At 64.8% G+C, this 26,791-nt stretch carries 22 protein-coding genes; 7 read left to right on the top strand and 15 right to left on the bottom strand.

What is annotated here, in order from left to right:
• From BLT64_RS19500 to BLT64_RS19490, 3 genes are all read right to left on the bottom strand, one after another.
• Nucleotides 1-107: 3-keto-5-aminohexanoate cleavage protein (locus tag BLT64_RS19500; RefSeq protein WP_139171646.1), on the bottom strand; the 107-nt coding region annotated here is incomplete at its 3' end.
• Between the two features lie 24 nt (nt 108-131).
• Nucleotides 132-1,349 carry an MFS transporter gene (locus BLT64_RS19495; RefSeq protein WP_011750867.1) on the bottom strand — a complete coding sequence of 406 codons (1,218 nt, stop codon included), beginning with the start codon at nt 1,347-1,349 and terminating at the stop codon, nt 132-134.
• Between the two features lie 56 nt (nt 1,350-1,405).
• Nucleotides 1,406-2,188: a cyclase family protein gene (locus tag BLT64_RS19490; RefSeq protein ID WP_011750866.1), complete on the bottom strand. Its 783-nt coding sequence runs from the start codon at nt 2,186-2,188 to the stop codon at nt 1,406-1,408.
• A 243-nt stretch (nt 2,189-2,431) separates the two neighbouring features.
• Here BLT64_RS19490 and BLT64_RS19485 point away from each other — a divergent pair, with 243 nt between their 5' ends.
• Complete coding sequence (locus tag BLT64_RS19485) at nt 2,432-3,091, top strand: TetR/AcrR family transcriptional regulator (RefSeq protein WP_041530705.1); 660 nt, start codon at nt 2,432-2,434, stop codon at nt 3,089-3,091.
• Between the two features lie 217 nt (nt 3,092-3,308).
• Here BLT64_RS19485 and BLT64_RS19480 read toward each other — a convergent pair whose 3' ends face one another.
• A complete protein-coding gene (locus BLT64_RS19480; protein ID WP_011750864.1) occupies nt 3,309-3,767 on the bottom strand; it encodes an Lrp/AsnC family transcriptional regulator in 459 nt (152 codons plus the stop codon).
• Nucleotides 3,768-4,000: 233 nt separating this feature from the next.
• Here BLT64_RS19480 and BLT64_RS19475 point away from each other — a divergent pair, with 233 nt between their 5' ends.
• From BLT64_RS19475 to BLT64_RS19465, 3 genes are read left to right on the top strand one after another with little or no spacing between them, the layout of a single operon-like run.
• Nucleotides 4,001-5,689 carry a tyrosinase family protein gene (locus BLT64_RS19475; protein ID WP_232290652.1) on the top strand — a complete coding sequence of 563 codons (1,689 nt, stop codon included), beginning with the start codon at nt 4,001-4,003 and terminating at the stop codon, nt 5,687-5,689.
• Nucleotides 5,690-5,715: 26 nt separating this feature from the next.
• The gene (locus BLT64_RS19470; protein ID WP_011750862.1) at nt 5,716-7,449 is read left to right on the top strand and encodes a DUF8225 domain-containing protein; all 1,734 of its coding nucleotides are present in this window, start codon (nt 5,716-5,718) and stop codon (nt 7,447-7,449) included.
• A 58-nt stretch (nt 7,450-7,507) separates the two neighbouring features.
• Entirely contained in the window at nt 7,508-9,016 is a 1,509-nt protein-coding gene (locus BLT64_RS19465; RefSeq protein ID WP_011750861.1) for a hypothetical protein, read from the top strand.
• A gap of 48 nt (nt 9,017-9,064) precedes the next feature.
• On the opposite strand, the gene BLT64_RS27660 is transcribed toward BLT64_RS19465, so the two are convergent.
• The 9 genes from BLT64_RS27660 to BLT64_RS19420 all read right to left on the bottom strand — a co-directional run bounded on the left by BLT64_RS27660 (nt 9,065) and on the right by BLT64_RS19420 (nt 19,946).
• Entirely contained in the window at nt 9,065-9,187 is a 123-nt protein-coding gene (locus BLT64_RS27660; protein ID WP_260155472.1) for a hypothetical protein, read from the bottom strand.
• A 7-nt stretch (nt 9,188-9,194) separates the two neighbouring features.
• Nucleotides 9,195-10,064 (bottom strand): class II aldolase/adducin family protein, encoded by an 870-nt coding sequence (locus tag BLT64_RS19460; RefSeq protein WP_074810595.1) that lies wholly within the window; start codon nt 10,062-10,064, stop codon nt 9,195-9,197.
• 444 nt (nt 10,065-10,508) lie between these two features.
• Nucleotides 10,509-11,555, bottom strand: coding sequence for an ornithine cyclodeaminase (gene ocd / locus BLT64_RS19450; protein ID WP_011750859.1), 1,047 nt, complete (start codon nt 11,553-11,555; stop codon nt 10,509-10,511).
• A 134-nt stretch (nt 11,556-11,689) separates the two neighbouring features.
• Entirely contained in the window at nt 11,690-13,036 is a 1,347-nt protein-coding gene (locus BLT64_RS19445) for a carbohydrate porin (protein WP_011750858.1), read from the bottom strand.
• 226 nt (nt 13,037-13,262) lie between these two features.
• The gene (locus BLT64_RS19440; RefSeq protein WP_011750857.1) at nt 13,263-14,309 is read right to left on the bottom strand and encodes a M42 family metallopeptidase; all 1,047 of its coding nucleotides are present in this window, start codon (nt 14,307-14,309) and stop codon (nt 13,263-13,265) included.
• A 5-nt stretch (nt 14,310-14,314) separates the two neighbouring features.
• Nucleotides 14,315-15,793, bottom strand: coding sequence for a M17 family metallopeptidase (locus BLT64_RS19435; protein WP_011750856.1), 1,479 nt, complete (start codon nt 15,791-15,793; stop codon nt 14,315-14,317).
• Between the two features lie 97 nt (nt 15,794-15,890).
• The gene (locus tag BLT64_RS19430; protein WP_011750855.1) at nt 15,891-17,393 is read right to left on the bottom strand and encodes a M81 family metallopeptidase; all 1,503 of its coding nucleotides are present in this window, start codon (nt 17,391-17,393) and stop codon (nt 15,891-15,893) included.
• 9 nt (nt 17,394-17,402) lie between these two features.
• A complete protein-coding gene (locus BLT64_RS19425; protein WP_011750854.1) occupies nt 17,403-18,515 on the bottom strand; it encodes a serine hydrolase domain-containing protein in 1,113 nt (370 codons plus the stop codon).
• Between the two features lie 48 nt (nt 18,516-18,563).
• Nucleotides 18,564-19,946, bottom strand: coding sequence for an MFS transporter (locus tag BLT64_RS19420; RefSeq protein WP_011750853.1), 1,383 nt, complete (start codon nt 19,944-19,946; stop codon nt 18,564-18,566).
• 190 nt (nt 19,947-20,136) lie between these two features.
• Between BLT64_RS19420 and BLT64_RS19415 the strand changes: the two genes are divergently transcribed.
• The 3 genes from BLT64_RS19415 to BLT64_RS19405 all read left to right on the top strand — a co-directional run bounded on the left by BLT64_RS19415 (nt 20,137) and on the right by BLT64_RS19405 (nt 24,348).
• The gene (locus tag BLT64_RS19415; RefSeq protein ID WP_011750852.1) at nt 20,137-20,757 is read left to right on the top strand and encodes a TetR/AcrR family transcriptional regulator; all 621 of its coding nucleotides are present in this window, start codon (nt 20,137-20,139) and stop codon (nt 20,755-20,757) included.
• Between the two features lie 92 nt (nt 20,758-20,849).
• Entirely contained in the window at nt 20,850-23,093 is a 2,244-nt protein-coding gene (locus BLT64_RS19410; protein ID WP_011750851.1) for a S9 family peptidase, read from the top strand.
• 16 nt (nt 23,094-23,109) lie between these two features.
• Nucleotides 23,110-24,348: an NAD(P)/FAD-dependent oxidoreductase gene (locus tag BLT64_RS19405; protein WP_011750850.1), complete on the top strand. Its 1,239-nt coding sequence runs from the start codon at nt 23,110-23,112 to the stop codon at nt 24,346-24,348.
• Nucleotides 24,349-24,915: 567 nt separating this feature from the next.
• Here the strand turns inward: BLT64_RS19405 and BLT64_RS19395 are convergent.
• Together BLT64_RS19395 and BLT64_RS19390 are read right to left on the bottom strand one after the other, a co-directional pair.
• Nucleotides 24,916-25,482: a YitT family protein gene (locus tag BLT64_RS19395; RefSeq protein WP_128493113.1), complete on the bottom strand. Its 567-nt coding sequence runs from the start codon at nt 25,480-25,482 to the stop codon at nt 24,916-24,918.
• A 235-nt stretch (nt 25,483-25,717) separates the two neighbouring features.
• Nucleotides 25,718-26,785, bottom strand: a complete 1,068-nt coding sequence (locus BLT64_RS19390; RefSeq protein ID WP_011750847.1) for a Glu/Leu/Phe/Val family dehydrogenase — start codon at nt 26,783-26,785, stop codon at nt 25,718-25,720.
• Between the last annotated feature and the right edge of the window lie 6 nt (nt 26,786-26,791).

Raw genomic sequence — 26,791 nt, 5'->3', positions numbered from 1 at the left:
GCCGCGATGTCCTCGGGCGTATAGGGCAACGCATCCGACATGGTCGGCGTGTGGATCGCACCGGTGATGGCGCAGGTGATGACGACGGGGGGTTTCTTGCGGGGCATGGGATTCTCCTTGCCAAGGATGCGTCAATGCGCAGGGTTGCGGGACGCGAATTTCTCGAAACGCGGCAGGCGCAGGATCACCAGCGATCCGACGACCAGCAGGCAGATCACCGTCCAGATCGTGGAATTGTAGTTGCCCGAGGCATCATGGAGCCTGCCCGCCAGCGCCGGGCCCGAGGCCGTCCCGACCAGGAACATCGAATAGATGAAGCCGTAGACGAAGGCATAGCGCGCCATGCCGAAATAGCGGGCTGTCAGATAGGCGATCAGATCGGCTTCGGCGCCCAGCGACAGGCCGATCAGCGCAGCGGCCAGCGGCACCAGCCCGGGGCCGCCATAAAGCAGCAGCAGGCAGCCCCCCGCCGTCGCCAGGAACAGCGTCGCGGCAACATAGGGGGCAAAGAAGCGGTCGATCAGCCAGCCCGTGATCAGCCGCCCGCCCAGCACGCCGAAGCCGATGACCGAGGCCGTGCCGGCAGCCGCGATCGGCGTCATTCCCGCATCGCGCAGCAGGGGCACCATATGGACGACAAGCGCCGAAACCGCCACCGCGACCGCCGCGAAGGAAATGCCGACGCCCCAGAACACCCAGTTCTTGAAAAGCTCGCCGCGATTGGCGGTAGCGGCGGTCTTTTCGGCGCGCTGGACCGGGCGCTTGCCGAAACCGAACAGGACGAAGGGCCAGGGGACCAACGCCAGCAAGGCAAGGACGAAATAGCCCGTGCGCCAGCTGTAGTTCTGGTTCAGGCTGGCCAGCAGCAGCGGCAGCGTGATGGCGGCCACCGCGATCCCGGCCTGCGAGATCCCCAAGGCAAAGCCCCGTGCCTTGTCGAAGGCCCCGTTCACCGCGCGGGTATAGTTGATCGGCGTCGTTCCCGCACCCGCCAGCGCCGCCAGCGCATAAAGCGCATGGAACTGGCCGATCGTGCCCTCGAAGCGGCTTATCGCGTAAAGCACGGCCGAAAGCAGCGGAATCGAGACCAGCGCCACCAGCCGCGTTCCGATCCGGTCGATCACATTGCCAAGAAACGGCGCGATCACCGCAAGAACCATCGTCGTATAGAGAAAGGACGACGCGACTTCGCCGCGGCTCCAGCCGAATTCGGCCTCCAGCGGGGCGATGAAACTGCCAAGGCTGTAGAAGGGCAGCGAGCTTAGCCCCGCCCCGCTGCCAAGCGTCGCAGCCAGCAGCAGAACTCCGTTCCGGCGGAATTCGCCGAAGCTTCCATGATCTTGGGTCATCGGATTATCCTGAAAAAGACGCGAAAACTTCGCCGCGGCAGGCGCGGCGGCACGGTTCATTCGTCAAAGATGGCGACGGCACGGGTCCATCCGGCGGAAGCCGCGCGGATCTTCACGGGAAAGCACGACACCATGAAGCCAAAGGGCGGCAAGCCTTCCAGGTTGTGCAGCTTTTCGATCTGGCAATAGCCCCGCACCATCCCGGCGCGATGGCCTTCCCAGATGATGCCGGGGTCGCGGGTTCCCTCCCACCGCTTCCTGGTATGCACGAAGGGCGCATCCCAGGACCAGCCATCGGTGCCGACCACCCGGATGCCGCGCTCGGTCAGCCAAAGCGTCGCCTCGCGCCCCATGCCGCAGCCGCGGGACACGTAGTCCGGCTGGCCATAGGCAAGCCCCGCCGAGGTATTCACCAGCACGATTTCGCCCGGAGCAGGCTCATGGCCGATGCGGGCCAGCTCGGCCTCGATCTCGGCGCCCGAGACCACATGCCCGTCTGGCAGGTGCCGGAAGTCCAGCTTGACGCCGGGGCCAAAGAACCAGTCCAGCGGCAATTCGTCGATCTTTGCCGCGGGAACGCCGCCATCCATGGTGGAGTGATAGTGATAGGGCGCATCGACATGGGTGCCGTTATGGGTGGTCAGCCGGACCTTCTCCAGCGCCCAGCCCTCCGACCCCGGCAACTGGTCCACCGTCATGCCGGGAAAGAAGGCGACGATGTCCTGCCCCGTGGCATCATGGGCGAAATATTCGATGCTGGGCCCCATCCCCGGCGGATCGGCATGGGCCGTGTTCTCGATGGGAACCGACAGATCGACTATGCGGCGGCCTGCGGCCATGCGTTTTTCCTCCCTCAATCGCAGGACATGACAGGCCGGTCGCCGCGAATGGATCCGCGACGCGGTGCCGTCAAGGCGGCAGATATGCATGTCCTCGAACCAGAGCCCGCAGGCTCTTTCCTCCCTCGGCCCGGACCGGCGCGCAAATCGCGGCTTTTGGCCCGACCCTGCTGCTGATAGCAAAGAATCGACGATCCGTAAAGAATTTGATTGGTCGTTCGTCCAAATTTGAGATCCGCCGCCATGACAGAGAAACCGACCCCCGACCGCATCCTCGACGCCGCCGAACGCCTGTTCGCCGAACATGGCGGCGAAGACGGCGTATCGATGCGCGAACTCGCGGCGGCAGCCGACGTGAAGTTGTCGCTGCTGAGTTACCACTTCGGCGGCAAGGCGGGCCTTTATCGCGCGGTTTTCGCGCGCCGGGCCAGCCAACTGGCCGATGCCCGCAGCGATGCGCTGGACAAGGCGATGGAGCATCCCGACTTCGGCATCAGCGATCTGGCCGAGGCCTTCGTGCGCCCCTCGGTCGCCATGCGCTATTCCGGCAACCGGCAAGGGGCGGCCTTCGCGTTGCTGACAGCCTTCGAGGCCTCGGACCCGCGCGAGGCCGAGCGTGGCATCCTGGCGCAGCATTACGACCCCACCGCGCTGCGTTTCATCGCCGCCCTCTCGCGGCTTTATCCAGACGCGCCGCGCCAGAGCGTCGCCGATGCTTATCTGTTCATGGTCGGCGCGCTGGTGATGACGCTGGTCTCGGGCAGCCGCTTCGCGCGCCTGGGCGCCCATGAAAGCGGCGAGGAACAATCCACCGACACCGAAAACATGACGCGCCACCTGATCGACTTCTGCACCGGCGGCGCCGACGCGATCCTTTCAAGCGATGATCCGGCGAAGGGCTGACGGCTTTCCAGCACGGGGCAGCGATCCGCAGCGATGCCCCGTGCTCCAACATTGCCAATACACCGCTTACGAGCGTGAGGATCTACGGCGTGGAACCATGACACCAGGCTGTTGAATGCCGCTGAGGGTTGGCCCGGGCCGGGAACGAACCCCTTGGACCGGACCGCAGGCTTTTTCCGGCATTTCGGTTCAGACATGCCATGGCAACCAACTCGCATCACAGCGGCAGCGCCGCCGTCTCTCGCAGAGTCCGCACGACCAACTGCGACGTATAGCTCTGAATGCGGATATCCGCGTAGGTTTCGAGGAAACTGTAGATATAGTCGGTGTATTCGGCCGCTGTCCGAAATTTCGCGATCAGAACGAAATCGAACTCTCCCGCGACGAGATAGCTGGCGACGACCGCCGATTCGCGCTCAAGTATCTTTGCCAGACGGCGGTCCACGTCAAACACATCCTGACCAAGCTTGATCAGGAAAATGCCGGTGACCTGAAATCCCAGCTTCTCTGGATCCAGCGTCACGCGACGGCCCTTGATCACCCCCCGCGCCTCTAACGCCTTGATCCGGCGATGACAGCTTGTGATCGACATGTTCACGCGCGCGCTGATCGCTTCAAGCGAAAGAGAGCAATCTTCCTGAAGCAGCTTGAGAATCAAAAGGTCGGCGTCACGCAAAACTTATCCCCCAAGCCTGGAATCTGAAAAAATCAGTTCGGAAACGCTCAAACTTTGAAACGGGCTTTCACCGGCCTCAGCTACAATCTTAAGGAAATGCTGACGTTAGGGAAAGACAATCGATGATTGTGGCGCAACCGACATGGGACAACGATATCCGGCCGCTCTTTGGGGCACCCTACTGGCTTCCGGCAGAGGATCGAGCACGGATCGCCGACCGTTGGCGGAATTGCATGACCGCGTATTTCGTCGATCTGGCCGACTATGCGTCGGTCCGCACCTGGTCCGAGACGATCTACAACCACCTTGCCTCGCGCTCGATACCGCTGACCACGGATGCGCGGCAGTTCTGGCCCCTCGACGCGCTGGAAACCTTTCGCCTCTGGGTCAATCAGGGCTGGCGCCGGACACCGGCGGATCCGTTCGACAATGCCACGCGCCTGCCAAAGCCAAGCTCGCCCTATCCGCCACCCTATCTGCGGCACGATCTGGCGTCGATGAGTCCTGCCGAGATCGACGATTTCCGTGCCCGTCTGGACGACATCATGCGGGTGACCGACCCCTCACCCTCCTCGCCCTGGCAGAAATGGGCCTATGTCCACACCAATTGGTGCCTGCATTACCAGGAAGCCTTCGCGTTCTGGCATCGCGGTTTTCTTCTGTATCTGGAGGCCATGCTGGGCTGCCCGGTGCCCTATTGGGACTGGATGGCCGAGGATGCCAGCAAGGACGGCAGCCCCTCGGCCGGATTGCCGCGGTGTTTCCTGGACCAGACCTATATCCATCCCGGCACCGGCGAACGGCGGCCGAACCCGCTGCGCTATGCCGCGGCGAAGGATGGACAGTCGAAACTCTGCGCAAAGGACAGTCAGCCCGGGCCGGATTGCCGTTACGTGCAGCGCAACCCGCTGTTCTATACCACCGGCGACGATCACCGTGCCGAGCGTCAGGCCCTGTTCGCAATGACCGAGATCTTCCAGCAGCAGGTGGTCGATGCGCTTCAATTCGACAGCTTCAGCGTGCCGCAGGGCTCGCCCGGCTTTCCCTGGGCCAACATTCCGGCCTTCGACCCGCCGCAGCCCGACGATCTCTATCCCTATCGCGACCAGAATTTCGACGGTGCCTATGAACAGCCGCATGACAATTATCATGGCTGGATCGGGCCGGACATGGCCGACAATGCCTATACCGCCTTCGATCCGATCTTTCTCTGCTACCACGCCAATATCGACCGGATGCTGGAGGTCTGGATCCGGGCCCATCCGGTGGCGCAATACACCGCCGGAGTGGCGCTGCAGCCCTTTGTCGGGCCGGCTGCGGCGCAAATCGACGAGGTGACGCCAGAGCTTTGGCGTTACACGACGATAGGCGATCTGGCCCAGGACAGCCGCCGTCTGGGATACGATTACGGCCCTCCGGCTTCACCGCAATTCCGGGGCCGCGCCCCGGTCAACCTGTCCGGCGCCGTCCCGTTACTGGGGTCGGGTAACGGCGCCGGGCGCCCGATGGGCGCCGCCCATGCCGCCATGGGGGCCTGGGTGATCTTCGACGGCGTGCGCTGCACCCATGACAGCTATGCGATCGACGTGTTCCTGGGCGGCACGGCAGGCGAAGCGCGGGCCGACAATGCCGCCTATGTCGGACGGTTCAGCCGCATCGGCATGGGGATCGCGGACGACAAGGGCCGTTGCATCCGGCACGGCGTCAGCCGGGTGCTGGACGCCTCGCGCGCAGCGGCGGCACTGGGCCTATCTGCGGGGCAGGATCCCGGACTGCGCATCCGGGTCACCAACCTGCATGGAGGCGCTGAATTGTGTGAGGACGAGTATGGCGAATTGCCGGGTTTCAAGCCTGAATTTCATTGGGGGGACCTGCGCGCGGCACCAGTCAGGCGGTCGTCGCAGTCACCCTGTTGCCACTGACGGCCCCCAACCGAAAGGATCGGACAATGACCATATTCACGGAATTTTCGACCCCCGCACAGCAGGGCCCGAAGGATTACCAGCTTCTCGGCCTGCCAGCCGCCGATCTGGCCGCGTTCGAGGCGGACTGGAGCGCGAATATCGCCGGCTGGACCCAGATGTCGATCATCGGCAATCCCTGGTCCAACCTGAACGACACACCGCGCGACAACTACTATGATCCGCTGGTCGAGGGGATGGGCGAGGCCACGGCGGCCGTCATCAGCTGGCCGCCCTTTCCGAACCGGCTGATCCAGTTCCTAACCAATCCCGGCATCGTCAAGGGCGGGCAGTTGACGGCACCGCTTAGCCAGGATGCGGTGCAGGAACTGGCCGATAGCGGCCGGATCACCCAGGGCGGGACGAGTTTCGTGCTGTTCGATCCAGAACCGGGTCAGGTATTGCTGAAGATCCCCGCCGACCGCTGCCCGGCCATCGATTGGGACGGCAAGTATGTCGACTTCTCGCCCTCGGGGCCGCGCGGCTGGCAGGACGAATATTGCGAATGGTCGATCCTGCGCAATGCCCAGGGAAAAATGCAGTCCATCGCCTTCACCTGCGAGAATCCGGCCTATTACCTGACCATGTGGCGGCAGAACCCGAAGGCGGTGCTGGGCATCTATCAGCGCTATATCGACCCGGCGGTGCAGCTGGAGGATCTGTTCCTGCGCTATGAATACGATCAGCCGACGGGCAAGAAGGGCGATCCGGTCCTTGATCCGACAACGGGCAATCCGGCCTATGACCCGACGAACAAATGGAACAGGGGCCCCGCACGGGTGCCCGGTTCGTTCGGGGGAGCGATGCATCTGACGTCGCCGCCCAATACGCTGTCGGCAGAGATCTATCTTGCCGCCGCCGCGACGATCCAGCGCCCCTCCTCGGTCAATGGCAATCCGCAATCGCTGATCTGCTGCGCGCAATACGGCCAGAACTTCCGCAACTCGGATCCCAATATCGGCTATGGCGCGAATGTCGCCGCGCGGACCGCCAGGCTGACGCTGACCGATCCGGTCGGCCTCTACATCCAGCAGCCGCAGAACTTTCAGGGTTGGAGCGGTCCGAATGGCGAAGATGTCTCAGGCTATTGGCAAATCCTGCGCGGGACGGCGGGCACCGGGCCGAACGGGTCCGACCAGATCCTGCACGCGGTCTTTGCCATCCCCGAAAGCGCCGGCTATTCGATCGAGGATTGCACCATCTACGGCCTGCCGATTTCGCATGTCGGCGTCATTCTGGACCAGATGAAGGTCGCGCTGGCGGTCACGCCGAACAATGCCGCCCCGGACACGACCGCATTCGCCTGCGTGACCGACCGAACCGACGGCACACAACCCTGGCCGGTGCAGATGGTGCCGGAGAGCCTGTTCTATGGTGAATCACCCTCGGATCTGCCGGCGCTTCTGCGGCCCGGAAGCAAGTTCCGCTTTGTCCTGATCGTGCAGGGGGCGGATGAGAACACCACGCCCGCAACCGCAAGGGTCGAATTCTCCGATCCGAATATCACCGTCACGGTCGAGCAGTTCCTGAAAAACGCCTCGGCAGTGCCGGGGCAGACCAATGGCGGCGGCACGCAGGGTTATGTCATGGACATCGCCGTTGGCGCGAACGCGCAACCCGGTCCGGTCTCGGTTCGGGCGTTGAACCCGTCCGAAGGGCCGGCGCCGACGCCCGAGCAGCACCCCTGGGAAGCGGGCCTTGCGGTCATCTCGTCTCGGTAAGTCGTGGCGCCCCGGTCGATTGCGGATTCGCCGCGCTTTTCCTGAAAGGAGTATCGCCATGCGCACAGGTCAGATCCTCATCGCACTGGTCGCAGGCGTCATGCTTGCCTTTGCCGCATCCGGCGGCAAGGCCCAGACCGCCTGCAGCGCCATGCTCATCACCGATCCGACCTCGGCCGATTTCCTGACCGGAGACACGCCCTTCGGCCATACCCAGGACGGAATGAACTGCTATGGATGGCAGATGTTCCTGTCGCTGAACTGGCCGGCCGATCCCGGATGGCCGCAAACGCCCGCCATGGCCGGCGAGCCGGATCGCAGCGCGACAATCGCCGATTTCGGCCTGCCCGGCCCGGCGGGACAGCCGATGCAGCGACCCACGGTCTGGCAAAGCTTCATGCCGGCGCCCGAGATATTCAAGCCCTTTGCGGCCATGCCGACCGGCTGGGGAGAAACCTCGCCGCCGCCCGCCAGTTGCGGCTCCGCCTCGCTGGCAGCCTCGGCCGGGTCGATCCGCATGCTGAACGCGGTCTCCAAATCCGCCGTGAGCCCGCGTCACGGCTTCAACCTCGACACCGGAACGATGTCATCCATATCGGACGAAATCGAAGAGGCTACGGGTGGCTGGCTGACCGATCAGAAGGGCAAGCTGGTGTTTTTCGAACGGATGATCGGCAAGGCCGAATACGACTATATCGTCGCGAAGGGCCTGTATGACGCGGCCAACCAGTTGAAAGTGGCGACCAATGCCGACGGAGCCACCCCCGAAGGCCTGTCCCTGCCCAAAGGCACGCCACCGGGATCGGCCGTTCAGAACCAGGATGAGCTTGGCGCCTTCGAGCTGAAGGCCGCCTGGCGGAACCTGACCGGGCTGGATGACCTTTATGGCCGCTATCTGACCTCCACGGTCTATCTGCTGTATCCCGACGGCTCTTGCGAAAAGGCTGTCGTCGGGCTGGTCGGTCTCCATATCATTCACAAGACCGCCTCCATGCCAGATTTCGTCTGGTCCACCTTCGAGCAGATCGACAATGTTCCGGGCGCGTCCGCGCCGGAAGTGGATTTCAGTTTCAACAACCCGGCCTCGAATGCGAAGCCGAACCAGATGCCGCACTGTGTGAATGGTGTCTGCGACTATTCCCTCCCCATCCAGGTCACGCGCGAAGTCGCGATCCCGGCCGGTGTGGCGCAGACCAACCGCGACGTGCAGCAGTTGCTTGCGGACCGGACGGGGGGCAAGTCGGTGTTCCAGTACTACCAGCTCGTGAACGTGCTGTGGGACGGCGCACCGACCCCGCCGTCACCGGAACCCGGCGCGAATGCCCAGGTTCCGCTGGTCTATGGCACCTTCCAGACGGATGGCAGCGTGCCGGTCGCCAATACGACGATGGAGACCTATGCGCAGCAATTCACCCCCGGTCTGGGGCCGTCCTGCACCGCCTGCCACAAGGGCGCCACCATCGCCAACAGCGCAACGCTGGCGTCGGATTTTTCCTTCCTGTTCTCGACCGCGTCCAGCGCCACGAAACTGCCGGGCCTGTTCATATCCCGCGACTTTGTTCCATGAGCGGCGACAGGCTTATGGCCTGTCGAGATCGCGCCCGAAACGTCCCGGCTACCCGGGGTTCAGCAGCCCGCCGGCCATGCACTGGATCACCTCGGCGCAATCGCCCAGTTCATCGAGATCAGCCGGCATCCGTCCCGCGGAGAACAGCTCGTCCAGCCCGGCGTTCCGCATGACCACATTATGCCCGGTATTGCCGGGATGCCCGCCGGCAAGGCCCTGGTTCTGCGCCATCGCCATGCCCAAGGTCGAGATCACCATGGCCATCGGCACCGATGTGCCCAAGGGCGTGATCGTGCAAGAGGCGCAGGATGCCGCCGGCGGCCCACGGAATGTCGCCGGCCAGAATGGGCAGCAGCGCCACCATCACCCCGCCGCGCGACCCCGCATGGGTGCAGTTGATCACGCCCGCCTGCGGATCGGTCCCGGTGAAATCGAAGGTCAGATGGCCACCCTTCTTGGTCATGGTCAGGGCGATCCGGTGCACGCTGCGATCGCCGACGCCGGACTGCTCGAGATCGCTCGAGGCGGACCAGGCGCCGTCGGGCGCATGTTCCAGCTTGTGGCGCAGCCGGTGCTCGGCGTCGTTCATCATGCGCATCAGCACCGAATTGCCCTGTCCCATGCTGCGCGCCAGTGACAGGCCCATGTCCATGCTGTCCACCAGCATGTTGGTATCGCCGAATTCGTGCTGACTTTCCCAGACCGGACGCCGGTTGCCGATCACCGCCGCCATGTGGAACACCGGCCTGAGCGGGATGTCCAGTATGGTGAACGGCAGCACCGGCCGGGCATGGTGATGGACCACCGCATTCAGATCGGGGCGCAACTCGTAGAGTGCGCCGTGGATATGCCGCTCGGAATAGGGCGTGCGCGGATCGTCCCCGACCTGCTCGCCGTCAAGCGTGAACTCCATGATGTCGTCGCTGGTCACGTTCTGGGGGCTGCGCGAACGCGACAGCAGATAGCGGTCGGGATGCAGCGGATGGTGAAGGCTGACATGGCCGAGATTGTCGATGATCGACTCGCGTGCGAAGATGCGATTGGTCATCACCAGTTGGGTGATCGCTGCTGGAAGATCGCGCGCAGGTCGATCACCGTGTCACGATCCGCGCCCGGCGCGGTGAACCGGGACACCGGCGATTGTGGCGAGACATAAAGACAATCGCACAGCCGCCGGATCCTCGTCCGGGCAAAAGGCAAAGACCCGCCTGCGGTTGTCGGCGCTGACGGTATGGCCCAGCTCCGATGGCAGGCATCCGCCAGCCGCACGACCGGCGTCGATGGGAAAACCCGCCGCCAGCCCCTCTCGGCCGGGCCGGATGAGATGGCGTTGGGACTTGGACGCCTCGCCCGCGGCAGCCTCGCCGGTTTCGGGGCGTTCCCTCATGATCCGCGACCATTCGCGGTCGACGTGGATGGCCTCTGCCGCGCAGCGTCTGCCCGGCGGGAAGGACGCGTGGCCAGCCCCCCGGGCATCCGCCACGGCCCGATTTTATCCGGTGCCAAAGCGTCGCCACATGCCATAGAGATCGCGGGGATCGTCGGGATCGGCCAGCAGATCGAGCCGGTCGAAGAAATCGGTGCCCTGCATGCGATCATATACATAGCGCAAGGCGCTGAAATCCTCGATGGCAAACCCGACGCCGTCGAACAGCGTGATCTGCTGATCGGATACGCGACCGGGACGCCGGCCGGACAGAACCCGCCATAGCTCGGTCACCGGGAAGTCCTCTGGCATCTGCTGGATTTCGCCCTCGATCCGGGTCTGTTCGGGAAACTCCACGAAAACGTCCGAGCGCAGCAGGATGTCGCGGTGCAACTCTGTCTTGCCGGGGCAATCGCCGCCGATGGCGTTCACATGTATCCCCGCGCCGATCATGTTGTCCGACAGGATGGTCGCGTATTTCTTGTCCGCAGTGCAGGTGGTGACGATGTCGGCGCCCTCGATGGCGTCGTGGGCGGTGCGGCATTCGGTCACCGAAAGCCCCGCGGCCCGCAGGTTCCCTGCCGCCTTGCGGGTTGCCGCAGGGTCGATGTCGTAGAGCCGAACCCGCTCGATGCCGCAGATCGTCTGCAGGGCGATCGCCTGGAACTCGGCCTGGGCGCCGTTGCCGATCAGCGCCAGAACCCGTGCGTCCTTGCGCGCCAGCGCGCGCGTGGCCACGGCAGACATAGCCGCCGTCCGAAGTGCGGTCAGCAGCGTCATCTCGGCCATCAGCAACGGATAGCCGGATGCCACGTCCGACAGGACGCCAAAGGCCACCACCGTCTGCAGCCCCCGCCGCTGGTTGACGGGATGTCCGTTCACATATTTGAACGCATAGTGCCGCCGGTCCGAGATCGGCATCAGCTCGATCACCCCGTCCACGGAATGGGAGGCGAGGCGCGGCGTCTTGTCGAACTCGTCCCAGCGCAGGAAGTCGGCCTCGATGCAGGCCGCCAGTTCCTCGAGTGCCAGCGGCAGTCCGATGGAATGCACCAGCCTCGCCATGTTTTCGACGCTGACGAAGGGGACACGGGCACGATCCGGCAAGAGCATGGCGAACATCATCCTGGGATGGGTTTCGGATTTGATCGATGGCGAGCGATCTTGAAAACTGTCCCGATGGCCCGTCGCATGGTCATCGGGAAGGCTTTTATTTCAGGGCATCAGGCACGAAGATGCCCGGCGCCCTAGAATACCAGCGTCAGGTTGACGCTTGCGTTGAGCGCCGAAGGCCGGACCGGGGCCAGCGTCGGGTTGTCGATATAGGTGATGGCCGATTGCAGATAGGCGCCCTGTTGCAGCCGGTAGGTATAGGAGGCGAGGAAGCTGGTCGAACTGGAAGCCGCCTCCAGCCCCAGATCGGTCGCGTTCTGCACCACCACGTCGCTGAAATAGGTCTTGGCGGCACCGATCGAGAACACGTCATAGGGCCGGCTCTTGAACGTCCCGATGCGATAAAAGACCAGCCCTGCATCATGCGAAAAGGCGTTCACCTGTTTCCTGGCGAAGTTCACGCTGCCGGTGAAATACCAGCCCCGGTAGGGAGCGGACATGTCGGGCTGCGACAATTGGTAGGTCGCGACGACATAGCCGCCGTAATTCTTGCCGGTCGTCGCCGGATCGTCGAGATGGGCAAAGTCGGAAGTGTTGTAGACGGCGCCTGCCCGCAGCCAGATGTTGCGCTGGTTCACGTCCGGCTGGACCCTGTAGCCGACCTCGTTGATGAAGACCGCCTTCGCCCCGCGGGTCGAGAATTTCAGGCCCGAATGGTTTTCCTCGCCATCGGCGAAAAGTCCGTCGGGGCTGATGCTTCGGGCGACACCGAAATGAGTGTAGAAGCGCTTGTCCGCGGAGGACAGGCGAATGTCGAAGGCCGGCGTCGGTTTCAACCCGCCGACGCCCAGCCCGTAGAGGATGAAGCTCTGCGGACCAAGCGCCGAAGCGGCAAGGTTGTTGCCGATGGCCTGCCCGTAGAATTGCGATGCCATGTTGTATTGCCCGGCTTGCAGGACCACCTGCCCGTCGTTCAGCGGCACCATGGCGGAAAGCTGGTTGATATAGGCGTGGGAAAGCCCTGCACCTGAAAAGGATGTGTAGCCGGCCACGGGGGCAAAGGTCAGAAGCGATCCGTCTGGCAGTCCGTATCGGCTGAGATCATGCGTGAACACCAGCGAGACCGAGGCATTCGCGGTCGGTTTCTGGCCGGTATAGATTTGCGGCCCGCCATCGTTGCCGCGGAGGTCATAGGTCAGGCCCTGGGTGGTGACGACCTGCAGATTCCAGCCGCGGCTGAAAAGCTTTTCGCGCAGGCCGCCCAATTCGGGGTCGATTGCTTCGCAATTCGATGGATAAGGGACCTCGGACCCCCGGTGATTGAGCTGGTCGTATTTGGCGCAGTTCGGCAGCGCCTGCGCGACGGCCGGCGCCGTGCCGCCGAGAAGGACCGTGGCGAACAGGCCGCTGAGCATCAGGGCCAGAGCACGCTCGCCGAGGTGGCGAGGTTTCTGCGGGTTGGGACTTTGCGTGTCGGTCACGATATCATCTCCTGTTGGTTCGTTGGCGTCTTGTCGCCGGGTCTTCTTCGGACCCTTGGGTTGGTCGTATCTGCGCCTGGCCTGCGTTCGGGCGCAGGCTTCCGCCCGGCGCCGCAACCTTCTTGCGGCCCGCCGGTCAGGGTGGTTGGCGGCCGGTCCCTGGCCTATCGCGTCAGGCGTTCGCGATGCCGTCCGCCTGCAAGGGCCCGCGTCAGGTGGTCCGGCATCACCATTGCGACAGATCCCCCTTGCAAAGTTCATCGAGGACGGCGACGCAGTTCCCGATCGCGGCAAGGCGCGCGATCTCGTATCCGTGGGTGTTCTGCGTCGGGAAGGCCAGGCAGGCCCCGCGCGGCGCATGCCCGTTGCGCATCACGATCGAGGCGTCGCTGCCGAAATCATGGACCACCGAGCGTTGCAGTCCGACCCCCGCCCGCGCGGCCGCGGCGGCGATCCGGCCGTTCAGCCCCTCATGGTAAAGGCCATAGCCATCCTGCGCATAGATCACCGGGTCCGGGCCATCCACGATGTCGTATTCATCGGACAGGGGGGCGATCTCCAGCGCGATGATCGCATCCACGGGCTCGTTTCTGGTGAAATACAGCGCGCCGCAGGCACCGACCTCTTCCATGGACGAAAAGACCAGGCAGATCTCCGAGACCGGGTTGCGGATCCGCTTGGCCAGCTCGATCAGGACCGCGACCGAGGCCTTGTTGTCCAGCGTATAGCCGGCGATATGGTCGCCCAACCGATAGGGCGCCTTGCGATGCCTCGCGACCAGCACGCGAGAGCCCGGCCGCACGCCCGCCTTGGCGATGTCGTCGCAGCTGCACTTGGTCTCGACCCAGACATCCGACCATTTGACCGGCGCGGTCTCTTGCTGCGGATATTGCGGCGAGGCGCGGGTGATGTGGCGCGATCCGAAGCTGAGGACGCCCTGAATCGTCTCGTTGTCGCCCAGGATATCCACGATTCCCTCGCCATAGACCCAGGGGAAGGACGATCCCAAGGCGCGCAGCCTGAGCCGGCCATCGTCCCCGACGGTGCTGACCGATGCGCCGATCTCATCCTTGTGGGCGGTGATCGCCAGCTTGCCCGCCCCGCTGCCGGGAATGCGTGCGACGACGTTCCCGGCGGCGTCCAGCGCCGCCTCGATACCCAGTTCCGAGAGCCGCTGCAGAAGGAAGGCGTCGATCCGCGCCTCGACCCCGCTGGGCGAATGGCACATGATCAGGTCGCCGATCAGGTCGAACAATTCGCTGTCGCGATCCATGGCGGTCACCCTCTTTCGAAACGGCGCAGCCACTGGTCCAGCAGGCGGACCCCGTAGCCGGTGGCGTTATTGCCGCCATAGGCCGAGCGGCGCGTGGCCCAGACGGTGCCGGCGATGTCGATATGCGCCCAGGGGGTATCGCCCACGAATTTCTGCAAGAGCTTCGGCCCGGAAACCGGCGCGGACAGGCCGGTGCCCAGCAGCCCCGGAAAGGTGCTCATGTTGGCCACGTCCGCAACCGGGGTCTCGACCACATGGTCCTGGTTGGACTGGCAGGGCATGCGCCACAAAAACTCTCCCGTTGCCCGACCCGCTTCGTCGAGTTCGGCGGCAAGCGCATCGTCGTTGGAATAGAGCCCGGCGAATTCCTCCAGCAACGCCACGGCGATCATGCCGGTCAGCGTGGCGATGTCGATGACATGGGCAGGCCGGTAGGTCTGCAACCCATAGGCGATGCCGTCGGCCAGGACCAGCCGCCCCTCGCCATCGGTATTGCGGATCTCGATGGTCAGGCCGCCCAGGGATTCGATCACGTCGCCCGGTCGAAAGCTTTTCCCGTCGATGGCATTCTCGGCCATCGGCACGATGGCCGCGACATTGCAGCCCGCCTTGCGCGATGCCGCCAGTTCCACCGCGCCCAGCACGGCGGCCCCACCGCCCATGTCGAAGCCCATCCGGGCGATCACGGGTGCCGCGGTCTTGAGGTTCAGCCCCCCGCTGTCGAAGGTCATGCCCTTGCCGACCAGCACCGCATCCCAACCTTTGCGCGCAGGCGCGCCGCGCCATTCCACCACCGCCAGCAGCGGCGGAAACTCCGAGGCGCGGCCGACGGCCAACAGGGCCGATGCGCCCATCTCCTGCAGGGCACCGCTGTCGAATATCCGCAAGGTCGCGCCCAGCGGCTCGAAGATCGCCGGCAGTTCCGCCGCCCAGACCTGCGGAGTCAGCCGGTTGGCCGGCGCCTCGACCCAGGCGCGGGCGCGGTTGACGGCGCGCGCCGTGCGCATCGCCTGGTCGCACGCGCCGTTCCGTCCCTGCGGGATCAACAGGCGTTGCGGCCATGGCGTCGGATCGGGCTGCTTGCGCCCGGTGTCGGGGCGGAAACCGTGCAGCAGAACCCCCAGCAGGACCCCGGACAGGCGGGCATCGTCGGCCAGCGCCGCCCCGTCGGACAGCCGGGCGGCTTCCAGCCGAAGCGCCGCCATAGCCTCGACGATGCTGCCGCCCAGGCTTGCCCAGTCATGCGGCGTCGCCGTGCCGATCTCGGGCGCGCCGATCAGGATGATGCGGGGATCGGTGCCCTTCGCCGGCGAAACGTCGAGCCATTGGCCGGGCTGGGCGGCAAAGCCCGCGTGGCGGATCGCCAGCGAAAGTCGCGCCTCGTCCTGTTCGGGTATCGCGCCGTCCTTGCTGGCGAAGGCAAGAACGAATTCCGCCGCGGGCTCATCGGATTGCAGAATGTCGATTTGTGTCCAGGCTGTCATGCCAACTCCCGAAGGGGCGAACCCGCTGTTCTACCGTCCGAATCCAGGCGCGGAGGGTGATGAAATATTTACTACACAATTGTGTAGTTTGCAATTCCTATATGCCGCCGGGTGCAGGTCTTTTCGCGATGCGGATCGCGGCCTGCATGTCTTCGCCGGGCCAGGGGTCCTCGACCAGCGGAAAGACGGGGCGATCCAGCCGCCGATAGGGAATCGACGCGAAATCCAGGTTCATCGCGCCGGGCGTCGCCATATGCCAGGTGTGATCGGCCAGGGGGCCGAAGCTGGCAACGTAATGGTTGCTGGACTTGACGACGACCAACCGCTTGTCGCGCAGCGAGATGCCAAGCCCGGTGAAGCCGTCGACGCCATAGAGCTGACTACGGGACGAGACGACCAGAATATCGATGCCCCGGCAGCGGATCGCGGCAGAACGGCCCAGCGGCACGCGCATGCCGAAGGCCGTGCAGGCATGGTCCTCGGCCACCGCGACGATCTCGGCCACCAGATCGACCGGGTCGCCGGATTCCGGTCCCAGCTTGCCGCCCAGACGCAGCCGGATCGTGGCGCCCGGCCCGGCATCGGCGCAAAGCCGCGCCGCCTCCGGGTCGTGGAAAGCGCCAATCGCCGCATCGGCAATGCCCCGATCCAGCAGTTCACGCAGGACAAAGGTGCTGTCGCCGGGCGCCCCGCCGCCGGGATTGTCGGCAAAGTCGCCCAGCACGACCAGGCCGTCCAGCCCCTCCGCCCGGTCGAGCGAGGACGCGAGGTCGGGGAATGCGGCCTGCAATTCCCGCCGCCTGTCATGGACCAGCCGCGCCAGCCGCAGGGCCTCTGCCTTGGCGATTTCCAGATCGCCATCCGCGTAAACCAGCACGCGCGCGCCCATCTCCGGCACGTCGCCCCAGGGAAAGCCATGCGCGAATTCCGCGGTAACGATGCGCGGCTCGGCGCTGCTGTGGCGAAAGGCCCCGACAACCTGCTTCATCGCGCCGTCCGTGGTCGGAAAGAAACCGATCATCCGGCAGTCGATCAGCGCCGCCGCCGGGCGGATCTCCCCCCGCGCCGCCCGCAGGCAATGCCGATGCAGATCCGCTGCCCGTTCGGCGAAATCGGTATGGGGATATTCACGCATGATGGTGATCAGGTCGGCATTGGCGACCATGATTTCGGTCAGGCTGCAATGCGGGTCCAGCTGGGCGCCGATGATCGCCCGGGGCGCGATCTCGCGGATACGGGCCAGCAGATCGCCTTCGCAATCGTCGTATCCCTGCGCGATCATCGCTCCGTGAAGCGCAAGCAGGACGACATCGACATCGCCCGCAGCGCGCAGATCGTCCAGGATCATGTCGCGCAGTTCCTCATAGACGGCGCGCACGACCGGGGCTCCGGGCTCCGCCCCGGCGGCAATGCCCTGCACGACCTCGTGGCCGTCGGTGCTGCACAGCTCGTGGAAGACCGCCAGCATCTCGTCCTTGGGCGGTGCGATTTCGCCCGCCCGGACGCGGCGGACATGGTCGAGCGAAAAGGCCAGCGCGCCGGACGGGATCGGAGAGAAGCTGTTGGTTTCGGTCGCGAGGCCGGCGATGAAGAAGCGCATCGGGCGGCCTTATCGGTTGCCGGCGACCGGGACGGGTGCCGGGACCGCCGCGGGCAGAAGATCGGCAAGGGCATGGGCGGTGCACAATACCTGCGTGAACAGCATCGAGGGGTTGTATCGCTGCGCGGCGATATGGGGCGGCTCGGATTCGTCCTCCACATACATGAAGGCCGTCGTCACGATCGCTCCGGTCGAGGGCACGAACCACGACGATGCGCCGTATCCCACCGTCCGGCCGGGATGGCCCCAGACCTCCAGCCCGCCCCAGCGCCGCCTTTCCAGCCCAAAGCCGTAAGCCGCGCCAAGGCTGAGCGGGTGGAAAGGCTTCTCGGCGGGCAGCGCCCAATGCGCGGTCATGTCCTGCATCGTCACGCCCAGCGGATTGTCGGGCCGTGCCAAGGCCCGATAGAAGTCCAGCATGTCGGCGCAATTCGAGATGATGTCCCCGGCGCCATAGGCCCAGGCCAGGGAAAAACCCCTGGCGGCACTGATTGCCGGCCGTCCGGCGCGCTTCAGATAGCCCTGCGCAAGCCGTTCCTCCGGGTAGCCGCTGCCGACCCAGGAATCCTGCATGCCGAGCGGGCCGAAAATCCGCTCTTTCACGTAACCGGCATAGCCTCCCGGGGCCGTCGCATCCATCACCATGGCGGCGATCACCCAGCCCGTGTTGGAATAGTCGAATTGCTGCCCCGGAGCGAACAGCACGCCTTGCTCGAGCGCCGGGATCACCATGTCCCGCGGAGCCATCCGACCGGCCGAGGTCGGATCGATGAGCGAAAGATATTCGGGCAACCCCGATGTGTTCATGATCAGGTGGCGAAGCGTGATCCGCCCGTCGATCGGCAGGTCGATGTGGCGGACGACCGGGTCGTCGAGATCCAGCAGGCCGTCGCGGCACAGAAGAAGGATCGACAAGGCGACAAAGGTCTTGGTCTGGCTGCCGATCTGGAACAGATCCGATGCCCCAAGCGCCGCCTCGCCCTGCGCGCGCGATCCGGCGGTAAGGCAGATGCGCCCGGCGTCGGGCAGGTCGATCCCGACAATCACGCCGATTGCGCCGAAATTCTCGACATGGTCGTCGAGCATGAGTTGCAAACGCTCGACAGCGCCGTGAGAGGTCATTGTTTCACCTGTATTGCCGATGGATGTGTGGCGCGAACGCCCGGGCGTTCAGTTGGTCGCGGAAAGCTCGTGCCCCCGCGGGTCGGCTGCGCCGCTTTCGAGATGCCGCAGCTCTGCCTGTTTCGCCATGGCGACGACGGCCGGATAGCGGCGGTCGACGAAGAAGCTTGTGATCGCGGTAAACAGGATCAGCAGGCCCGACAGCAGCGACATCGTCAGGTGGATTCGGGCGGGATCCCCCAGCACGATATCGGTAAAGCCTGCATAGACCACCGTTCCGACACCAGAGATCAGCCCCAGCACGAGCAACAGGACGGCAGTGATCCGGGCGCGCAGGTGGGACGGTGCGATGCTGACATAAATGACCGACATGACGATCGAGCACCCCCCGGAAATCGCGATGACGATGCCGACTGCTGCCGCCGCCCAAAGCCCGTCCTTCATCAGCGGGCCGCCGATCACGAAGGGCAGCGTCACAAGCAGCATCAGGGAAATCGCAGCCAGCGGCGCTTCGCGGTCCATCCAGCGGCGGACGATCCGATTGAAGAACACCCCGATGAAAGGAGAAAGCAGGCCGGCAACCAGCAGGATCGTTCCCAGCGTGCTGCCCGTCCTCTCGATGGACCAGCCATAGGTTCTGGTAAAGAACGGCGCCAGCCAGCCGTTGAAGCCAACGGTGAAGATCGCGCTCATGCCCAGGCAGGTGACCAGAAGCACGATGAAGGGCAGCGTCGCCGTCAGGTATTCGCGAAATCCAGCCGCCTCGGGCATGCCGATCGAGGCGGCAGCCATGGCGGGATTGCGGCGGCGCGGTTCGGGAAGGACGGTGGCGACGAGGGCGGCGACGACAAGACCGGCGGCGCCGAATGCGATGGTGGTCCAGCGCCAGGCATCGTCGCTTGCCAGGGGCAGCGTGCCTTCCAGCGCGGCGGCATGAAGATATCCGTAAACTGCGCCACCGCCGACCATGGCCACGACTCCGCCGAAGGTCACGCCAAAGAAGAACAGCCCCGACGCCCTGGCAACGCGCCGAAGCGGAAACAGATCGGCGATCAACGACAATGCGGCCGGCATCAGCGCCGCCTCGCCCAGGCCGACCCCAAGCCGGCACAGGAACAAGGCGGTGAAGTTCGTGGCAAAGCCGCTGGCGATGGTCAGCAGGCACCAGACGGTGATGGCGATCGCCAGCAGCAGCGTCCGGTCATAGCGATCCGCCAGCCATGCCAGCGGCAGGGCGGCGACCGCCATGGCAATCGCGAAGGTGAAGCCGGTCAAGATGCCGATCTGCACGTCGGTCAGCGCCATGGCATGCTTGATCGGTTCCATGAGCAGCATCGGCAGCGTCTTGTCCGCCATGGCGATCATCGCGGCCATGGCAAGGACGACGGCCGCCAACCACGCCCGTGCATGCTGCTTGTTTTCGGTATCCATCTTGCGCGACTCCCCCGGCTTTCCTGAGTTCAAGGTTACTACACATTTGTGTAGTTCCAGTCCAGAGGATTGAATCCCGGGCCCTCAAGCACCTGGAGAATGGAACATGTGCAGGAGTCCCAGGACGCATGCCGATCCGGCAGAGGCAGCGGAAATTGCCTTCGCACCGGCCTTCGCCTAGATTGCCGCCATGACACAGAAAGACCCGCCAGCCGAACAGACCAACGGACGCGAACGCCTGCTGGAGGCAGCCATCATGCTGTTCGGGCGCGACGGTTTCGATGCCACATCCGTCAGGGCGATTGCCGACGAAGCGGGCGTATCCTGGGGGCTCGTCCGCTTCTATTTCCAGTCGAAAGAGGGTCTGCGCGACGCGGTGGAAAAGCGTGTCATGACCGACTATCTGCAACTGGTGCAGGTCGCCAACCGTGCCACATCCCCCGAAGAGCTTTCCTCGATGATAGAGAGCCAGACGGGCAGCCTGTCGGGGATCGTCCGCTATCTGCGCCGCGCGATCATGGAGGAAAGGCCCATCGCGCTTGAATTCCTGCGCGAACTTCTGGGCACGACCGAGATGCTGAACGCGGATCTCCGCGCCCGGTTTCCGGATGAACCTGCCCTTTGGGATTCGATCCGGATGGTCGCCCAGCGAATCGGCTATCTTCTGCTGGCGCCGCAATTCGAAACCTTGCTGAATCGCAATCTCTTCTCGGTCGAGGAACTGAAGCGCCGCAATTTGCAGGAAGAGCGGATCATGCAATTGATTTTGGCGGGCCTGGCATCGGAAGAAGGTGGAAAACGCAGCACCTGACCCGCATCCCGTTTACATTGACCATTGACTACACAATTGTGTAGTTGCATTCCTGCCCTATGACATGATGGCGCTGGGAGAGGGAGGAACACATGCTCGCGAACGGGAGTTCGACCGGAACCGACCCGCACGAGCGGGCACGTTACCTTGCCTCGGGACTGCGCAATGTCCGGGTCTTCAACGACACGGTTCGCCCGTTCTGGTCCGATGACGGAAAGCTCTTTTCCTATTGCCGCCGCACGCCGGACGGAACGGACTACCTGCTGGTCGAGGCCGGGACGGGAAGGGTCGCGCCCCTTTTCGACCGAAAGGCGCTTGCCGCGCGGATCGCCGCATTGCCGGTCGCGCCGGAGGCGGCCGAGCCTGTGGATGTGCGGCTTGCCCGCGATGCCACGGCAATCGAATTCCGCCTGGACGAGCGCCTTTGGCGAGCCACGCGCGATGGGCTGGTCTTGACCGATCTGGGCCCCGTGGCGGCACCGGCCGAAAACGTGGCGCCGGATCATTCGGCGCGTCTGGTAATCCGGGATCACAATCTCTGGCTGGTCGATCATTCGGGCAAGCGTCCGTTGACCAGCGACGGCGAAGCCGGGAACGGCTACGGCGGCTTTCTCGGTTTCGACTACAACCTCGCGGAAGCCCGCTGTCCGCCGATTGCGCTCTGGTCGCCGGATTCCAGCCGGATCGCAACCTTGCGCACCGATCTGCGCCAGGTTCCCCTTGCCCATCTGATCGAGGCGATCCCGCCGGATGGATCGCGTCCCAGGCTTCACAGCTTTCCCTATCCCGTTCCCGGCGATGAACATGGCGCGTTGAGCGAGTTGTGGTTCATCGACAGGAACGGACAGCGGGTGCCGGCCAGGATGGATCGACTGGTCAGCTTTGGCGCCAATCCGCTGATCAGCTATCCCGCCTGGTGGTCCGACAACGGAGGTCACTTCTACCTGCATGAAGGATCGCGCGACGGAGATCGGCTGGATTTCTGGCAGGTGGACACCGCAACCGGCGACACCAGGCGACTGGTCATCGAGGAGGGCCCCGCGGCGGGGAGGCCATGTTTCAGCCCGAGCCCGCAACCACAGGTGCTGCGCGACGGCCGCATCCTCTGGTCGTCGATGGCTGACGGCTGGCGCCATCTCTATTTCGTCGAGCCCGGCGATCCGCGCAGCCGCCGCCGCATCACCGCGGGCGGATGGAACGTCGTTTCGATCCTCCATGTCGACGAGGATGCCGAAACCGTCCTCTTCGCTGCCGCAGGCCGTGAGCCGCGGCTGGATCCCTATTACCTCCAGGTCTATTCGATCCGCTTCGACGGAACGGATCTGCGCCGCCTGACCCATCAGGATCTCAACCATGACCTGTCCCTGCCGTCACGCGCGCTGACGCAAGTCCCGGCCGGCAGCGGGCGATATCCGAACGGGACCAGCCCCGACGGAACGTTTTTCGTCGCCGCCCATGAAGCGCCGGACCGGCCGCCCGTCTCGGCCCTGTATGACCGGAACGGCAGGGTGGTCACGACGCTGGAACATGCGGATGCCGGGGCAGCCTGGCCCGCCGACATGCCGCTGCCCGAGCCGTTTCATGTCCAGGCCCTGGACGGCGAAACGGAGCTTTGGGGGGTGCTCTACAAGCCCCCGGGGTTCGATCCGGAGAAATCCTATCCGGTCATCGACGTCATCTATGGCGGTCCGCAGGTCTTCATGGCGCCGAAATCGTTCGGCCAGACAACCTATGCCCGATATGCCGAGGGCCTCGCCGCGGCGGGCTTCGTCACGCTTCTGCTTGACGGCCCCGGAACACCGGGACGATCCCGGGATTTCTGGCTGCATTCCCATGGAAGGATGGAAAGCTGCGGGGGCCTTGCCGACCATGTGACGGCCATCAGGTCCCTGGCGGCAGATCGCCCCTGGATGGACATTGCAGAGGGCGTCGGTTTGACCGGGTTCTCGGGCGGCGGCTACGCGACGGTTCGCGGGATGGCGGTCCATCCCGATTTCTTCACCGTCGGGGTGTCGATCTGCGGCAACCACGATGTTTCGCTGTATATCGCCAACTGGGCAGAGATGTTCCAGGGCATGGATGCCGGTTCCCGCCGCGGCCTGGCCAGCGCCGATGTGGCCGACCGGATCGCCGGCAAGCTGTTCCTGGTTCAGGGAGAGATGGACGACAATGTCCAGCCCAGCCAGATGCTGCGCCTTGTCGATGCGCTGGTGAAGGCCGATGCCGATTTCGACATGCTCATCGTGCCGGGCGCCGGCCATGGCGTTGCCTTTCACCCCTATGCCCTTCGCCGGACTGTCGATTATTTCCTGCGTCACCTTGCAGGTCGGGAATGAGAGGCCGTTATCCGCAATGAACGAGGCCCTTGTCATCGGTGCCGGCATCGTCGGCGTCTCTACCGCCCTGGCACTGCAGGAGCGCGGCTGGACCGTGACCGTCATCGACCGCAAGGAGCCGGGCTGCGAAACCAGTTTCGGCAATGCCGGCATCCTCCAGCGCGAGGCCGTCGCCCCCTATGCGATGCCGCTTGGGCCCGGTTTCCTGCTGGGGGTGCTTCTGGGCCGCAGGAACGATGTCCGCGCGCGATGGCGCGAACTGGCATGGCAGGCCGGCGCACTGGTCCGCTACGGGTTCCACTCGACCCCCGCGCGCCATGCCCTCCTGTCGGCGGCCTATGAAAGCCTGATCCGAACCTCGCTGGCGGCGCATCGGGATTTCATCGACGCCTCCGGCGCGGGAAGCTTGGTCCGTCGCACCGGATACCGCGAATACTTCCGCAACCCGCGCGTGTTCGAGGCTGCCGCCCGCCGCAGCAAGGAGATGGCCGCGCGTCATGGCCTGAACCTGGCGGTGATGGATGCGGCGGCGCTTCAGGCGGCCGAACCGGCCATCACGGAGCCCGGTGCAGGCGCCATCCACTGGCTCGATCCCTGGAGCGTCAGCAATCCCGGTCGCCTGACCACGGCCTATGCGGCTGCCCTCGTCGCCCGAGGCGGGCATATCGTCGGGGCCGAGGTGACCGCGATCCGGGCAACCGCCACCGGCTGGACGGCAAAGACGGCAGGGCGCGATTGGTCGGCGCCGCATCTGGTGCTTGCCGCCGGCCCGTGGACACCGCGATTGCTGGCCGGATTGCAAATCCGCGTCCCGATGGTCTACAAGCGCGGCTATCATCGCCACTATACCGCGCCGGTTCCGCTGAACGTGCCGATGCTGGACACCGACCACGGATACGTCGCCACCCCGGTCGAACAGGGGCTGCGGATCACCACCGGCGCGCATCTTGCCCGGCTGCACCTTCCGCCGGACTACGCGCAACTGGCCAGCGCCGAAACGGCGGCGCGCGGTATCCTGGACATCGGGCGGGCCGATGAGATCCAGCCATGGACAGGCACCCGCCCCTGCCTGCCCGACATGATCCCGCTGATCGGGGAATCCACAAGGCTTCCACGGCTATGGGTCAATTTCGGCCACGGCCACCAGGGCCTGACGCTCGGCCCCGCCAGCGGCCGACACCTGGCTGCCCTGATGTCGAGCGAACCTCCTGCGACAGCGCCGGAACCGTTTCTGCCGGCAAGGTATGGGTTCTGACGGAAGCACATTCGCCGCCGCGGCCGACATTCCTATGGCTGATCAAACGCGGCAGCATCGCCGATGCGGCGCGAAGCGGCCCGCCGGTGCAAGGCGGAAGGATGGCCGTTCACATCCGAAGGCTCAGCAATAAGTAGAACCGGCCGCCTGGCATGGCGATATTGTCCGATGCTTGCACGAACATGGCATATCCGAAATCCAGCGTGCCCTTTCCGACCGCCCCCTCATGCCGATGACCGCCCCGGCACCTTCCGCCCCCTCGATGCGCAGGCGCGGCTGCGAGAACACCTTGGCAAGATCCAGGCCGACATGGAGCGAGGGCGGGTCACACGGTCGTCCAGCGCCGTCTCGGCCAGCGGAAATTCCAGTTCGTTCCGCCAGGTCCGCCCGGACGATCCCAAAGCGACAAGGTTGAGATGCTGGTCGCTGTAGAGATGGTCGGGCCGACCTTCTCTCTTCCCCGACGTCGATATGCCAAGGACGAATATGCACTGTTAGAAAATGACTTCTCTGTTTTCATTTTGTCAGAGAGCGATGCCGGCCGATTCCGGCGCGCGAATACGCGAACTACCGCGCGACATAGCGGTCAGTGCGGTGGTTGATCGCCAGAAACAGGTTCAGCACCATCGCGCTGATCAGCGAGTAAGCGACCGAACTGCGGTCTGCGACCGCCAGCGCCGCCGCCAGGACCACCAGGTCCATGGCAAGCTGGGTATAGCCTGCGCGCCAGCCACGGCGATCCTGCAAGAGGATCGCCAGAATGCCGGCACCGCCAAAACTGGCCCGGTGCCGGAAAAGCGCCAGAACGGCGAAGCCCAGCAACAGACCCGCCATCACCGCGCCCGCCGCAGGCTCGATACGACCGAAACTGACGAGGTGGGGTTGCAGCGATGTGAGAAAGGACAAGAGACCGACCGACACAAGGGTCTTGATCGTAAAGGCCCGCCCCATCCGCAGACCGGCCAGCACCAGGAACGGCGCGTTCACCAGCAGCATCGACAGGCTGACATCAAGGCCCGACGCATATGAAACGATCAGCGCGAGCCCGGCGGCGCCGCTGGTGAGCAACCCCAGATGCGACAGCAGCGCCAGCCCCAGCGCCCCCAGCAATGCGCCCGTGAAAATGCCCTGCATATCCTCCAGGGGGCTGTGATCGGTGGCCGCCCGCGCCAGCCTTGACAGATGCGCAGACGCCGGCGCTGCCCCGGCGACAACCGGATCGCGATCAGGCAAGGGATCGGCACTTCGTCCCGCAGACGCGGAAACCTCTGGCAAGGCCTGGCTCAACGGGGCCCCCTTTCGATAGAAATTGCGGCGCCACCCCCTGCTTTCAGGGGATGGTGCGATGCAGGAGCTGCTGTCCCGAGGATCAGGCCAGGACCCGGCGGGAGGACGCCTGCGCCAAAATATCCGCGACCATGTCGCTCGCGACCTCGGTGGTGGTCTTGCCGCTGCTTTGGCTCAGCGCCAGGATGCGGCGGATACGCTCGGCGATGCCTGCAAGCCGTTCGCGGCGATAGTTTTCGCCGCGGCGGTGTATCTCGCCCGCGACGCTGATGATGCCGCCGCCGTTGACGACGTAGTCGGGCAGATAGCTGATGCCGCGGGCACGCAGATGCCCGGCGATGTCCGGGGTGGCAAGCTGGTTGTTCGCCGCCCCGCAGACGACCTTCGCGGTCAGCCGCGCGACCGTCTCGGCGGTCAGGATACCGCCCAGGGCGCAGGGCGCGAAAATATCCATCTGCTGGGAAAACACCTCTTCCGGGCTGCAGATCTCTGCGCCCAGATCGGTCTGCGCACGCTTTACCGCATTCTGGTTCAGATCGGACACGATAAGCACGGCCCCTGCCGCATGCAGCTTTTCGGCCAGCGCCATGCCGACATGGCCCAGCCCCTGCACCAACACCCGCTTTCCGGTCAGATCGGCACTGCCGAAGACCTGCTCGGCCCCGACCCGGAGGCATTGAAACACGCCCTCGGCGGTGAAGGGCGACGGATCGCCGCTGGCATGGGCGCCGCTGTTCAGCCCGACCGCATAGGGGGTTTCGCTTGCCACGATGGCCATGTCGTCGGGCGTGATCCCGACGTCCTCGGCGGTGTAGTAAAGCCCGCCCAGACTGTCGACCGCGCGGCCGAAGGCGCGGAACAGCGCCTCCGACTTGTCGGTGCGCGAATTGCCGATGATCACCGACTTTCCGCCACCAAGGCCCAGATCGGCGATGGCGTTCTTGCAGGTCATCCCCTCCGCCAGCCGCAGCACATCGCGGCGTGCATCGTCAAGCGAGGCATAGTTCCACATCCGGCATCCTCCCGCCGCGGGACCGCAAGCGGTGGAGTGGATGCAGATAAAAGCGTCAAGGCCGCTTTCGACATCTTCGACATGGACAAGCCGTTCATAGCCCGCCGGCGGCGTTTCATCCGTGATCACAAGCGCCATGATTTC

It is taken from the genome of Paracoccus denitrificans (genome assembly GCF_900100045.1).
GTDB classification, from domain to species: Bacteria; Pseudomonadota; Alphaproteobacteria; order Rhodobacterales; family Rhodobacteraceae; genus Paracoccus; species Paracoccus denitrificans.
Note: the sequence above shows the minus strand (reverse complement) of the source record. Positions and strands in the feature narration are given on the sequence as shown.